General features: G+C 59.7%; 11 protein-coding genes. 4 read left to right on the top strand and 7 right to left on the bottom strand.

Annotated features, from left to right (window positions below):
- Positions 1-160: 160 nt before the first annotated feature.
- Positions 161-544: a hypothetical protein gene (locus tag AC1DPR_RS04165; protein ID WP_477815789.1), complete on the top strand. Its 384-nt coding sequence runs from the start codon at positions 161-163 to the stop codon at positions 542-544.
- A 251-nt stretch (positions 545-795) separates the two neighbouring features.
- On the opposite strand, the gene infC is transcribed toward AC1DPR_RS04165, so the two are convergent.
- Positions 796-1,332 (bottom strand): translation initiation factor IF-3, encoded by a 537-nt coding sequence (gene infC, locus AC1DPR_RS04160; RefSeq protein ID WP_025658610.1) that lies wholly within the window; start codon positions 1,330-1,332, stop codon positions 796-798.
- Positions 1,333-1,511: 179 nt separating this feature from the next.
- Here infC and AC1DPR_RS04155 point away from each other — a divergent pair, with 179 nt between their 5' ends.
- Positions 1,512-2,312, top strand: coding sequence for an alpha/beta hydrolase (locus tag AC1DPR_RS04155; RefSeq protein WP_018855237.1), 801 nt, complete (start codon positions 1,512-1,514; stop codon positions 2,310-2,312).
- A 150-nt stretch (positions 2,313-2,462) separates the two neighbouring features.
- Complete coding sequence (locus AC1DPR_RS04150) at positions 2,463-3,062, top strand: transglutaminase-like cysteine peptidase (RefSeq protein ID WP_018855238.1); 600 nt, start codon at positions 2,463-2,465, stop codon at positions 3,060-3,062.
- A gap of 154 nt (positions 3,063-3,216) precedes the next feature.
- On the opposite strand, the gene mbfA is transcribed toward AC1DPR_RS04150, so the two are convergent.
- The gene (gene mbfA, locus AC1DPR_RS04145) at positions 3,217-4,200 is read right to left on the bottom strand and encodes an iron exporter MbfA (RefSeq protein ID WP_477815788.1); all 984 of its coding nucleotides are present in this window, start codon (positions 4,198-4,200) and stop codon (positions 3,217-3,219) included.
- Positions 4,201-4,518: 318 nt separating this feature from the next.
- Here mbfA and AC1DPR_RS04140 point away from each other — a divergent pair, with 318 nt between their 5' ends.
- Positions 4,519-4,887 carry a helix-turn-helix domain-containing protein gene (locus AC1DPR_RS04140; RefSeq protein WP_018855240.1) on the top strand — a complete coding sequence of 123 codons (369 nt, stop codon included), beginning with the start codon at positions 4,519-4,521 and terminating at the stop codon, positions 4,885-4,887.
- Between the two features lie 10 nt (positions 4,888-4,897).
- Here the strand turns inward: AC1DPR_RS04140 and AC1DPR_RS04135 are convergent, their stop codons facing one another.
- The 5 genes from AC1DPR_RS04135 to AC1DPR_RS04115 form a co-directional block, all read right to left on the bottom strand.
- Positions 4,898-5,104, bottom strand: coding sequence for a hypothetical protein (locus tag AC1DPR_RS04135; protein ID WP_018855241.1), 207 nt, complete (start codon positions 5,102-5,104; stop codon positions 4,898-4,900).
- Positions 5,105-5,251: 147 nt separating this feature from the next.
- Positions 5,252-7,144: a TPR end-of-group domain-containing protein gene (locus AC1DPR_RS04130; RefSeq protein WP_477815787.1), complete on the bottom strand. Its 1,893-nt coding sequence runs from the start codon at positions 7,142-7,144 to the stop codon at positions 5,252-5,254.
- A gap of 209 nt (positions 7,145-7,353) precedes the next feature.
- Complete coding sequence (gene dnaJ, locus AC1DPR_RS04125) at positions 7,354-8,487, bottom strand: molecular chaperone DnaJ (RefSeq protein ID WP_018855243.1); 1,134 nt, start codon at positions 8,485-8,487, stop codon at positions 7,354-7,356.
- An 85-nt stretch (positions 8,488-8,572) separates the two neighbouring features.
- Positions 8,573-10,492, bottom strand: coding sequence for a molecular chaperone DnaK (gene dnaK, locus AC1DPR_RS04120; RefSeq protein ID WP_018855244.1), 1,920 nt, complete (start codon positions 10,490-10,492; stop codon positions 8,573-8,575).
- Positions 10,493-10,728: 236 nt separating this feature from the next.
- Positions 10,729-13,068, bottom strand: coding sequence for a transglycosylase domain-containing protein (locus AC1DPR_RS04115; RefSeq protein ID WP_018855245.1), 2,340 nt, complete (start codon positions 13,066-13,068; stop codon positions 10,729-10,731).
- Positions 13,069-13,071: the final 3 nt, after the last annotated feature.

Raw genomic sequence — 13,071 nt, 5'->3', positions numbered from 1 at the left:
CGCCGGGGCGCGGCGGAGTTCCTTCTTCCGAAGGGGTGGCCGGAAGACCGCGCCGGGCAGATTATTGCGCCGAAGCGGGAAGTATGTTGACGCTGGTGATTGCGCCAGGATTTCGAATAAAGTCACCTCTGTGAGGATGCGCGATCACCTCGTGTGCCCCATGCTCAAGCTCAACCTCGACCTCGAGGCGCCGGCCGAGTTGATCGACGGCGACAAGCGAACCGTTCAGCAGTCCCGTCAGGCTCGCTTCGGACACCGAAAGGGTCACTTCCGGGCGATTGTCGTTGCGGCCGCCGCGGTGCTCGCCAGGATTGTCGTCATTGGCGTCATGGTTGGCTCCGTCATCGCGTCCACGTCCACGGCCGTGATCGTCATCGCCGTCGTCATGACCGCTGCGACCGCTATGATCATCACCGCCACGCCCGCTGCCGCTGTTGTCATCACTGCCACCGCTATGGCTGGATCCACTGTTGCCGCTGCTGCTGCTTCCACCGCCATCATCGCTGCCGCCGCGAGCGAATGCCAACGACGAAAAATGCCCTGACGTGAACGTCTGCATTGTCGGGAGCGACAAGGTCACCGTGATTGCGGCGACGGAAGCCAATAACGCGTGTGAAATGGTCTTCTTCATGATCTTTGCCTTCTGCTCTCTTCTTGTTGAGAACAGATTGCCAAAGTCTCTCTGACAGACTGTTGAGTGCGTTTGTCAGCATCCTGTCAGATTGGTCCGACCACAGCCCCAAAATACAAAAGCCGCCCTTACGGACGGCTTTGATTGGAGAGTGACGACGCGCCTCACTTCGGCGCGAGTACCATCATCATCTGGCGGCCTTCGAGCTTGGGCTCGGCTTCGACCTTGGCATATTCGGTCGTGTCGGCCTTCACCTGCTGCAGCAGCTTCATACCAAGTTCCTGGTGCGCCATTTCACGGCCGCGGAACTTCAATGTCACCTTGACCTTGTCACCGTCTTCAAAGAAACGGCCCATCGCCTTCATCTTCACCTCATAGTCATGGGTGTCGATGTTAGGGCGCATCTTGATCTCTTTAACTTCGACAATCTTCTGCTTCTTGCGCGCCTCGGCAGCCTTCTTCTGGTTGGCATATTTCAGCTTGCCCAGATCGAGGATCTTGCATACAGGCGGTTCGGCATTGGGGGAGATTTCCACCAGGTCGAGGCCGGCTTCCTCAGCCATTTTCAGGGCCTGGTCGGTGGGCACAACACCCAAGTTCTGTCCTTCAGCATCAATCAGCTGAACTCGGGGGATGCGAATTTCCCGGTTCGAGCGCGGCCCTTCCTTTACGGGCGCGTCGGCTTTAAAGGGTCTGCGAATGGTCGTATTCTCCTCGCGTTGTTTCGGATCGCTGCAGCCCGGGCACTCCCGATGACGGAAGTACAAATGTCGTTTCACCATTGCTGCAACGGAGTCGGTACCATCCTTTAGCGGAAAAATCACCTGCTGTCAGCCTGTCAAGAATCTGTTTTATAGGCCAAAACAACTGGAGTTCCGCGATGTCTGACGCAAATCTCACTTACAACCAACAATATCTTACCGTCGGACAGGGCGAAGCTGCGCGCGAGATCGCCTATATTGCGCGCAGCCAACCTGGCCAAACGGCCGGCCCAACCCTCGTCTGGCTCTCCGGATACCGCTCTGACATGAGCGGCAGCAAGGCGGTGGAGCTGGACAGGTTCGCGGCCGAAAACGGCCTTGCCTGCCTGCGCCTCGACTATTCCGGCCACGGCCTGTCCGGCGGCAAATTCACCGACGGGACGATCTCGCGCTGGCTCGAGGAGGCGCTTGCGGTAATCCTCCACGCGGCGCCCGAGCGCATCCTCGTCGTCGGCTCGTCGATGGGCGGATGGATTGCGCTCAGGCTGGCGCAGGAACTCGCCAAGCGGCAGGACGGGCCGAAGCTCGCGGGCATGGTGCTGATTGCGCCGGCTCCCGACTTCACCTCCGATCTGATCGAGCCGAACCTCACGAAGAAGGAGAAGGCCTCGCTGGCCGAGCGCGGCTACTTCGAAGAGCGGTCGGCCTACAGCCCCGAGCCAAACATCTATACGCGAACCCTGATAGAGGACGGGCGCGACAACAGCGTGCTCAACGGCATCATCGAGACCGGCTGCCCGGTCCATATCCTGCAGGGGATGAAGGATCCGGACGTTCCCTATCAGCACGCTATGAAGCTCGTGGAGCATCTCCCCGCCGACGACGTCGTGCTGACCTTCGTGCGTGATGGCGATCACCGGCTGTCGCGGCCCCAGGACATCGAGCGCATGCTCGCCGCCGTCAAAGGGCTTATCCGCTAGGCCAAACGATCCATGTGTGCCAAATCCTAACGGATTTTAACCATATTGGCGGGTAGTAGCACCTTCCCCAGAAGTAACGATTGACTCTCCGAGCCTCCGTCCGTTAACTTTTTGTTAACAATACATGGGCGATGCAAGGGAACAGCGGGCGTGCGGATCAAGGGTTTCGTCGTGGCCATGATGGCCATGTTTGCTATGTCTACAGCCGCAACGCCGGCTTCCACCAACAATCTCTCGATGGTTACCGGCGCTGCGACGTCCCAGCCGATCGGCCATTACGACTTCTGCCAGAGCCATCGCAATGAATGCGGCCCAAACCGCAACGTCTCGCCGGCCGAGATGTCGGAAGGGAAATGGGGAATGGTGCGGTCCGTCAACACGATGGTCAACAACAACATCACGCCGATGACCGACAAGGAAATCTACGGCAAGGATGAGGTCTGGGCTTATCCGACGACCGCAGGCGACTGCGAGGACTTCGCCCTGCTGAAGCGCCGCATCCTGATACAGCGCGGAATTTCGCCGGCTAATCTTCTTCTCACGGTGGTCCGCAAGCCCGATGGCGAAGGTCATGCCGTGCTGACGCTGCGCACCAGCAACGGCGACTTCGTGCTCGACAACCTGGCGTCCAACATCAAGCCATGGTTCGACACGCCCTACTCCTTCATCAAGCGCCAGTCGAGCAACAATGCCGGTCGCTGGGTCACCATCGAAAATGGCCGCGACGTTCTGGTCGGTGCTTTGCGATAAGCGATAGTAGATTGAACGAAAAAGGCCGGCGAAACGCCGGCCTTTTTTATGCACGACGCCAGTTAGTCTAGCGCGTCATTCCGGCGCATCGCCTGTGCATTCGCGCGCCAGATCAATTCAGCGCGTCGATCGCTCCGTAGTGCCGGAGCTCGCTTTATCCATTGCCGATCAGAATGCCGGCACCGAGAACGAGACCGCCGCCCACGACCACCTGGAAGGCAGCGCGCAGGAATGGCGTTTCCATAAATCTGTTCTGGATGAAGGCAATCGCCCAGAGTTCGAAGATCGCGATGATCACGGCCATCGTCGTTGCGATCCAGAAGTACGGGATGAGATAGGGCAAGGTGTGGCCGAGACCGCCAAGCGCGGTCATGACGCCGCAGGCGATGCCGCGCTTGATCGGCGATCCGCGGCCTGAAATCTTGCCGTCGTCATGTGCCGCTTCTGTGAAGCCCATCGAGATACCGGCGCCAACCGAGGCGGACATGCCGACAAGGAAGGTCTGCCAGGTGTTCTGGGTCGCAAAGGCGGCTGCGAAGATCGGCGCCAAGGTCGATACCGAGCCATCCATCAAGCCGGCAAGGCCGGGTTGCACATAGGTGAGCACCAGTTGGCGGCGGGCAGCGTGATCTTCCTCCGCCTTGACGTCGGCCGGCGTGTGCTTGTCGACGAGCATGTGAGTAATGTCCTCATGGCCCTGCTCCGCCAAGGCGAGGTCACCGAGCAACTGCCGGGTCTGCGCGTCCGTGACGCGCCGTGCCGCTTCGACATAGAAGCGATAGGCCTGCTGCTCCATCGCTTCGGCTTGACCGCGGATTTTCTCGAGCGACAGGTTGCGTCGCAGCCAGTCGGGTTTGCGCTCATAGAAACCCTGAACATGTTCCCGGCGAATGAGCGTGATGCGTTCACCGAACCGCTGGCGATAGATTTCGATCAGGGACTTGCGATGGGTGTCCTCGACCTCGGCCATCTCTTCGAAAATTTTAGCGGACGCGGGATAGTTGCTGCGCAGCATGTCGGCGTAGGCGAGATAGATGCGCGCGTCCTCCTCTTCGGCCCCAATGGCGAGTGCGAGTATTTCCTGTTCCGACAAAGAATCGAACGAGCGCTTGGAGGACCAAAAAAGCCTGGACAGCATGACAACCTCAATTTTAGAATTATTCTAAAATAGAGGCTGCCGGCGCGTCGGTCAAGTTTTCACAGGCATGGAAGCCAGTGAATTGACGCATGGCCGCGGCAAGTAAAACGACGCACAGCTTCGCGTACGTGCACCGCCTTTAGCTGGCATCGGAAATAACGTGCACGCTACAGTCTACATCTACGCCGAAAGTGTATGATTATTGGGCAAAAAACCATAACAAAAGCGGGTTGAAATTTACAACTCATGGGATTGAGATATTATGGAAGGCGGGCATAGTACTATGCGTATTGATTGCATTTATAAGGGAACATAACGGTGCCAGATCCGGTAGATATTATTGTTGGTAAAAATGTACGGACACTGAGGGCCAAACGACGCATATCGCAGCTGGAACTGGGCGAGGCGCTGGGGCTGACTTTTCAACAAATTCAGAAATACGAGAAAGGCACCAACCGCGTATCCGCAAGCAAGCTTCACCAGATCGCGGTTTTTCTGGGCGTTGATATTTCGGAACTGTTCGAGGGCGCCAACCCGTCTGACGGATCAGCGCGGCCAGGGCTGAGCCCCGAAGCCTATGAGCTTGCCCTGCACTATGACAAGCTTCGCTCTGCGGCAGGCAAGGAGGCCGTCAAGACCATCTTGTCGATCATGACCGGTGAAAGCTACATCGAGGCTTTGCGCTGAACCCTGTCGGTCAGTGCTCGCACGCGTGAAGCGCGATGAGCAAGTCGTCCTGCGTCCGATGGCCAGCATGGTAGAGATCGATCGCGATGCTCGCGATGGAAAGTCCCTGCTGGCTGCGCAGCTTGATGTTGCGCTCGGCACACCAGGAATAGAGCGCGCCGGCGAGCACATCGACATCATCGGACTGCAAAGAAAAAGAAGTGGCTGCTGCCGTCATGGAAGTTGCCCTTGTTTTTGGTTGATCCCCGAAAGGATACTGGCCGCTTTGCTTCTATTTGCAAAGCGGCATTCACTGCCTGCGTTAACGCAAGGCAGACGTGCATTTTTGCTTGTTTCATAATGGAACACCCGGCAAGCGCCGGCGCTATTCTGACGCGACCCGGTACTCCAGCGAGGCCGAGCATGCCGCGATCGCATCCAGCATTTTCTCGAACCGCGGGTGATCGCGCACCGAATCGAGGTCCGAATCATGCTTGAACCATAGGATGTGATAGCAGGACGATTGCGGCAGCAGTTCTTCCAACAGATCGAGTGCGGCGTCGCATTCGTCCAACAAAGCATAGACACACGCGATGTTGTATTGCGCAACGATGTCATCCGGATCAATCATCTGCGCGCGCTTGACCCACTCCTTAGCGCGTTCCGCATCGCCCATGTGAGCCAATGCGAGCGCACCGCGATGGGCCGGCCCCGAGTTTTCCGGATGCCTCTCCAAGGCCTCTTCCGCACGCTCGATGCAGACGCGCGCCCAATGCGCTCGCTCCTCCTCGAGATCAAGCGACCGGCATGCGCTCATCAGATGAATGGGCGAGAGATAGTCGTCGGGGCGGATCTCGGCCGCCCTAGTGAAGAAGGTGATTGCCCCCTCGAACTTGCCCTCCATGAAAAGGAAGCGACCATAGTGGAAATTCGCTTCATAGAGATCGGGCTCCAGCGCCAGCGCCTTTTCGAACTCGACAAGAGCCTCCTCGTCTCGCCCGTCCTGGTGCAGCGCCAGTCCGCGCGACGCATGCGCCTCGGCAAGATTCGGATCGAGCGCCAGCGCCTTGGCGCTCAGATTGAGTATCCCCTGCAGTGTAAACTCACCCGCATGCCAATCGCGCAGCGCCGACTCGCAATCCGCCATGCCGGCATAGGCACGGGCATATTCCGGATCCAACGCAACGGCCGTTGCAAACATGCGCCGGGCCAGAAGTAGATAGGGCCTTGTCCAGGTGTGAGACAGCTGTCGTCCACGCAGATAATAGGTGTAGGCCTCGACATTGCTTGTCGGCTCGGCTGCGATCGCCTGCCTCTCCTCGGGTAGCAGCTTGATCTTGAGTTGATCGACGATTGCGTGGGTGATCTCGTCCTGGATCGCGAAAATATCGGTGAGGTCGCGATCGAAGCGGTCCGCCCAAAGGTGCCCGCCATTTCTCGCATCGATCAGCTGTCCGGTGATGCGGACGCGCTGGCCGACCTTGCGCACGCTCCCCTCGAGAACGAAGTCGACACCGAGTTCCGACGCCACCTGCTTCACCTGCACGGACTTGCCCTTGTAGGTGAAGGCGGTGTTGCGGGCGACCACGTAGAGGTTCGACACCTTCGAGAGGTCGGTGATGATGTCCTCGGTGATGCCGTCGGAAAAATACTCCTGCTCGGCATCGCCGCTCATGTTAGTGAAGGGCAGCACGGCGACAAGCTGCTTGTGCTTTTTTCGGGCTGCGGTCAAAGCCGCCTTGTTCACTTTCAGTGGCAGCGCCCGCTGCGGCGAAATCATATAGACCCGGACCGGTTCCTTGATGTTCTTGAGGCGGTGTTCCCCGCGATCCTCGAAGGACAGGTCGAGCCGTGAGCCGACATGGTCCTTGACGGTGGCCGAAACGGCAATGCCTCCTGGCTCAGCCAGCGCCTCCAGCCGCGCAGCAACATTGACGCCGTCCCCGAAGATATCGCCCTCCTCGACAATGACGTCGCCGAGATGGATGCCGATCCGAAATTCGATACGTTTGTCTTCGAGCACCGACAGGTTTCGTTGCGCGGCCTCTCGCTGCACCTCATCGGCGCAGGCGACAGCATTCACGATGCTGGAGAATTCCGCCAGCATGCCATCGCCGGTCAGCTTGACGATGCGTCCGCGGTGCTGTGCAATCTTCGGATTGAGCAGCTCCGTGCGGCAGGTTTTCACCGCACTTAGCGTTCCGGATTCATCTATGCCCATCAACCGGCCATAGCCGACGATGTCGATTGCGAGGATGGCTGCGAGACGGCGTTCCAAGTGTCCCTCGACGCTGTACGGTTTTCGTCACACTAATTTAGCCTTTTATTATCTCAATGTCCCACCATTCATTCGGTCGACCCGGGATAATAAGGTGTTTTTGACGTTCGAACGTTGAGACAACCCTGCGTAGGCGACCTGACGAAGCAAACAACAAAGGCCCGGCTGCAGCAGCAATCGGGCCTTTGTTACATTTCATATAGGGTCGATCAGCCCTCGAAGAATTCCTTCATGCGCGCGAAGAACCCGGTCGATTCCGGATTGTTCTCCTTCGAGGAGAGCTGCTCGAACTCCTGGAGAAGTTCGCGCTGGCGCTTTGTCAGCTTCTGTGGAGTCTCGATCTGGATCTGGATATAGAGGTCGCCCGTCTGCGGCGAACGGAGCACCGGCATGCCCTTGCCCTTCAGGCGGAACTGCTTGCCGGCCTGCGTGCCTTCGGGCACCGTCACACGCGACTTCGTGCCATCGAGCGTCGCCACGTCAAAGGTGCCGCCGAGTGCCGCCGTCGTCATCGAGATCGGAATGGTGCAGTAGAGGTCGGCGCCGTCACGTTGGTAAAACTCATGCGGCTTCACCGACAGGAAGATGTAAAGATCGCCCGCCGGACCGCCGCGCATGCCGGCTTCGCCCTCGCCCTGCAGGCGGATGCGGGTGCCGTCTTCGATACCGGCCGGAATGTTCACGGACAGCGAACGCTCTTCGGTGACGCGGCCCTGGCCATGGCACTTCGTGCACGGATCGGGAATGATCGTGCCACGACCATGACAGGTCGGGCAGGTCCGTTCGATCGAGAAGAAGCCCTGGGCAGCGCGCACGCGACCCGAGCCCTGGCAAGTGCCGCAGGTCTTCGGCTGCGTGCCGGGTTTCGCACCCGAGCCGGAGCAGACGTCGCAAGTGATCGAAGTTGGCACGCGGATCTGCGCCGTCTTGCTGGAGAAGGACTCCTCCAGCGAAATTTCCATGTTGTAGCGAAGATCGGCGCCACGCTCGCGGCCGCCCGAAGAGCGCTGCCGCTGGCGGCCGCCGCCCATCATCTCGCCGAAGATATCCTCGAAAATGTCGGAAAATCCGCCGCCGCCAAAGCCGCCGCCCATGCCGCCGCCGCCCATGCCGCCATGCTCGAAGGCAGCGTGACCATATCGGTCATAGGCCGCACGCTTCTGCGGATCCTTGAGCATTTCGTAGGCTTCGTTGATTTCCTTGAACTTGCGCTCGGCGTCGTGGTCGCCCGGATTCTTGTCCGGATGGTACTTCATGGCGAGTTTGCGGAAGGCGCTTTTCAGCTCTTTTTCGTCCGCCGTCTTGGCGACACCCAGCGTTTCGTAAAAATCGGCTTTTGCCATTAAGGATTAGACCCCGGAAATGGTTTTCCGGCTGCCGTGGTGGGCAGCCGGAACGTCAGTTTCAAGCTAGACCGTCTCGTCTCGCTTAGGCGGACTTCTTGCGGTCGTCGTCCTTGACTTCTTCGTAGTCGGCATCGACGACATTGTCGTCGCCGGCTTCCGCGGATGCGTCTGCTGCCGCACCGCCTTCAGCCTGCTGTGCTTCGTAGATCGCCTGACCGAGCTTCATGGAGACTTCCATGAGGGTCTGGGTCTTTGCCTTGATGTCTTCAGCATCCGGCTCGGTTGCTTCGACGGCAGACTTCAGAGCAGCGATCGCATCGGAGATCGCGGTGCGGTCGGCCTCGGAAACCTTGTCACCATAATCCTTCAGCGACTTTTCCGTGGAGTGGATCAGGCTTTCAGCCTGGTTCTTGGCTTCCACGGCCTCGCGGCGCTTCTTGTCGGCTTCGGCATTGGCTTCGGCGTCCTTGACCATCTTTTCGATGTCGGCGTCGGAGAGACCACCAGAAGCCTGGATACGGATCTGCTGTTCCTTGCCGGTGCCCTTGTCCTTGGCCGAAACCTGCACGATGCCGTTCGCGTCGATGTCGAAGGTGACTTCGATCTGCGGAACGCCACGCGGTGCCGGCGGCAGGCCAACGAGGTCAAACTGACCGAGCAGCTTGTTGTCGGCAGCCATTTCGCGCTCGCCCTGCGAAACGCGGATGGTGACGGCCTGCTGGTTGTCGTCGGCGGTCGAGAAGGTCTGCGACTTCTTCGTCGGGATCGTCGTGTTACGCTCGATCAGACGGGTGAAGACGCCACCGAGGGTCTCGATGCCGAGGGACAGCGGGGTTACGTCGAGAAGCAGAACGTCCTTGACGTCGCCCTGCAGAACGCCAGCCTGGATGGCTGCGCCGAGTGCCACGACTTCGTCAGGGTTGACGCCCTTGTGTGGCTCCTTGCCGAACAGCTGCTTGACGACTTCCTGGACCTTCGGCATGCGGCTCATGCCACCGACGAGAACGACTTCGTCGATCTCGGCTGGCGTGACGCCGGCATCCTTGAGAGCAGCCTTGCACGGTGCGATCGTGCGCTGGATCAGATCCTCGACCAGGCTTTCGAGCTTGGCGCGGGTCAGCTTCAGCGTCAGGTGCTTCGGGCCGGTTGCATCAGCGGTGATGAACGGCAGGTTGATTTCGGTCTGCTGCGAGGACGACAGTTCGATCTTTGCCTTTTCGGCAGCTTCCTTGAGGCGCTGCAGAGCCAGCTTGTCGCCCTTGAGGTCGATGCCGTTGTCCTTCTTGAACTCGGCAACGAGGTATTCGACGAGACGCATGTCGAAGTCTTCACCGCCGAGGAAGGTATCGCCGTTGGTGGACTTCACTTCGAAGACGCCGTCGCCGATTTCGAGGATCGAGATATCGAAGGTACCGCCACCCAAGTCGTAAACGGCGATGGTCTTGCCGTCCTTCTTGTCGAGACCGTAGGCAAGGGCTGCCGCCGTCGGCTCGTTGATGATGCGCAGAACTTCGAGGCCAGCGATCTTGCCGGCATCCTTGGTTGCCTGGCGTTGTGCGTCGTTGAAGTATGCGGGAACGGTGATGACGGCCTTTTCGACCTTTTCACCGAGATAGGATTCAGCGGTTTCCTTCATCTTCTGAAGGATCATCGCGGAGATCTGGGCAGGCGAATAGCCGGTGCCGCGGGCCTTGACCCATGCGTCGCCGTTGTCGCCCTTGGTGATCTCGAAAGGAACGAGAGCCTTGTCCTTTTCAACCGTCGGATCGTCGTAGCGGCGGCCGATGAGGCGCTTCACTGCGAACAGCGTATCCGTGGGGTTGGTGACTGCCTGGCGCTTGGCCGGCTGACCGACGAGGCGTTCGCCATCTTCGGAAAATGCTACGATCGAAGGCGTCGTGCGCGCACCTTCGGCGTTCTCAATGACCTTCGCGTCCTTGCCGTCCATGACAGCGACGCAGGAATTTGTCGTTCCGAGGTCGATACCAATTACTTTTGCCATGTCATTCTCTCCTTGAAGCAAGCTGTCGGAACCCCGAGAAGGCATTTCCCTGACAGCCCCTTACGGGATGGGTCTTTAAGATTAACGCAATCGTGATTGCGGTGATGCCGCGTATATAAGGAGCGGTTTTCGGGACTGCAAGGCGAGAACTAGCCAGAAAACCGGCAAAAAAAGCGCCCAACAGCTAATTTTGGCACGCACAGGACGATGGCGTTTTTCTGGCCAAAACCCGTCGACTATTGTCCCATGATCAAGTCAAGCAAGGTCGTCCGTTTCCGATGGTGCGCCGGCGACGGTTCAGGCTCGCCAATATCACCCGGCGGCAGCGCATCACCGTAGCCATAACCACCGTCATCGGCGATGTCGGCGGGCGGCACCGGACCGCCATTGACCGGGGCGATCGGCTGGCGTCTTGGCCGGTCATTCGCCTGTGGATAGCGCTCGGCGCTTTCACCAAAGACACCGGAGAGAATGCTGCCGATTGTCGTCGGCTCTTCAAGCGGCGGCGCCATACCGGGCTCCGCAGACGCCATCGGCTGGTCGCCGAAGCCGGGATTGGCTGCCGGATCAGCCATGAATTGCCCGTTGCCGAACAGTGGCGCCGGCGACAGTCCCTTGTGCGCGGCGACCATGAATTCCTGCCAGGCCTTGGCCGGCAAGCCGCCGCCCGTCACCTTCTTCATCGGCTTGCCATCGTCGTTGCCAAACCAGACGCCGGTTGTGAGGTTGCTGGTGAAGCCGACGAAGAGCGCGTCGCGCGAATTCTGGGTCGTGCCGGTCTTGCCCGCGGCCTGCCAACCGGAAAGCTTGGCGCTCTTGCCCGTTCCCTGGTTGATGACGCCCATCATCATCGTGTTCATGTTGGCGGCAATCGCTTCCGACAGGACACGGGGCGGGTTGTCGTAGGTATTTTCGTAGAGCACCTTGCTGCCGTCAGCCGTCGTTACGCGTCGGATCACATGCGGCGTCGCCTTGTAGCCGCCATTCATGAAGGCGGCATAGGCGCCGGTGAGCTCGGTCAGCGACACTTCCGACGTACCAAGAGCGATCGAGGCATTGGGCTGCAGTTCCGATTCGATGCCGAGGCGGTGCGCGAGCTTGATCACCTGGTCCGGCCCGTCATACATGACCAACTGGGCCGCGACGGTGTTCAGCGACTTTGCAAGCGCCGTCGCGAGCGTCACTTCGCCATTGTACTTCTTCTCGTAGTTCTCAGGCGTCCAATCGCCGATGCGGATCGGCGCGTCGTTGAACACCGAAAACGGCGTCAGACCTTTTTCCAACGCCGCTGCATAGACGAACGGCTTGAAGGACGAGCCCGGCTGGCGCTTGGCGGTGACGGCGCGGTTGAACTGGCTGTCGGCATAATCCCTGCCGCCGACGAGCGCGCGGATTGCGCCGGTGCCATCGAGTGAAACCAGGGCTGCCTGCGACGTATCGAGCTTGGCGCCATCCTTGCCGAGCACATCGTTCAGCGACTGCTCCGCGCGCTTCTCCAGCGTCTTGTCGATCGTCGTATCGACGACGATGTCTTCCTTGACGTCGCCGATCAGGCCAGGGAGCTGGTCCATGACCATATCCGCGACATAGTGGCCGGCGCCCGACCAGTAGCGCTTCGCCTTGGCTGGCGTCTGCGACATCGCGGTCTTCACCTCGTCGTCGGTGATATAGCCTTGCTCGCGCATCGTCTGCAGGACCACCTGCGCGCGGGCATTGGCGGCCTCGGGATCGCGCGCCGGCGACAGCCGCGACGGCGCCTTGACGAGTCCGGCAAGAAGGGCTGCTTCACCGAGGTTCACGTCGCGTGCGGACTTGTTGAAGTAGCGACGCGAGGCCGCTTCGACGCCATAGGCGTTCGAGCCGAAGAAGACGCGGTTGAGGTACATCGCAAGGATCTGGTCCTTGGTGTATTTCTGCTCCAGCCATAGCGCGAGCAGGACTTCCTGCACCTTACGCTCAAGCGTGCGGTCCGGCGACAGGAAAAGGTTCTTTGCAAGCTGCTGTGTCAGCGTCGAGCCGCCCTGAACCATGTGGCCGGTCGTCAGGTTGGTGACGAGGGCGCGTGCGAGGCCAAGGGGATCCACGCCGAAATGCGAATAGAAGCGGCGGTCTTCAATGGCGACGATCGCTTCCGGGATGTAGGGCGACATGTCTTCGAGCGCGAGCGCTTCGCCGCCCGTCGTGCCGCGATTGGCGATGACGCTGCCATCGACGGCAGTTATCTTGACGTTCGGCGGGCGATCCGGAATGGCCCAGGTGCTGGCGCTCGGCATGCGCGACCCGTAGTAGACGACGAGGCCAGCCACGCCGATCCCGGCCCAGATGCCGAAAACGATGCACCAGTAGAGGATGCGACGAATGAAGCCGAAGAAGCTTCCACCCTCGCGTTCGCGACGACCACGTCTGCGTCTTTCGGGTTGGCGCGCGCGAGACGATTTTGACGGCGATCGCTTGGTCGAACGTCCCCTGACGACACGGTCATCGGCGTCGAGCGAAAAATCGTCATCATCGTCGCGGTCGTCGCGACCGCCGAAGGAAGGTTCGATCCTGTCGCGTGATTTGCCTCTGCCCGCCATCTA

It is taken from the genome of Rhizobium sp. 01T417 (assembly GCF_056398905.1).
This window is presented reverse-complemented; position numbering and strand designations above follow the sequence as displayed.

Excerpts from the sequence above, each read along its gene's own strand:
- AC1DPR_RS04135 (WP_018855241.1), bottom strand. The coding sequence starts at position 5,104 with ATGACGGCAGCAGCCACTTCTTTTTCTTTGCAGTCCGATGATGTCGAT.
- dnaJ (WP_018855243.1), bottom strand. The coding sequence starts at position 8,487 with ATGGCAAAAGCCGATTTTTACGAAACGCTGGGTGTCGCCAAGACGGCG.
- mbfA (WP_477815788.1), bottom strand. The coding sequence starts at position 4,200 with ATGCTGTCCAGGCTTTTTTGGTCCTCCAAGCGCTCGTTCGATTCTTTG.
- AC1DPR_RS04155 (WP_018855237.1), top strand. The coding sequence starts at position 1,512 with ATGTCTGACGCAAATCTCACTTACAACCAACAATATCTTACCGTCGGA.
- AC1DPR_RS04115 (WP_018855245.1), bottom strand. The coding sequence starts at position 13,068 with ATGGCGGGCAGAGGCAAATCACGCGACAGGATCGAACCTTCCTTCGGC.
- AC1DPR_RS04165 (WP_477815789.1), top strand. The coding sequence starts at position 161 with ATGCTCAAGCTCAACCTCGACCTCGAGGCGCCGGCCGAGTTGATCGAC.
- dnaK (WP_018855244.1), bottom strand. The coding sequence starts at position 10,492 with ATGGCAAAAGTAATTGGTATCGACCTCGGAACGACAAATTCCTGCGTC.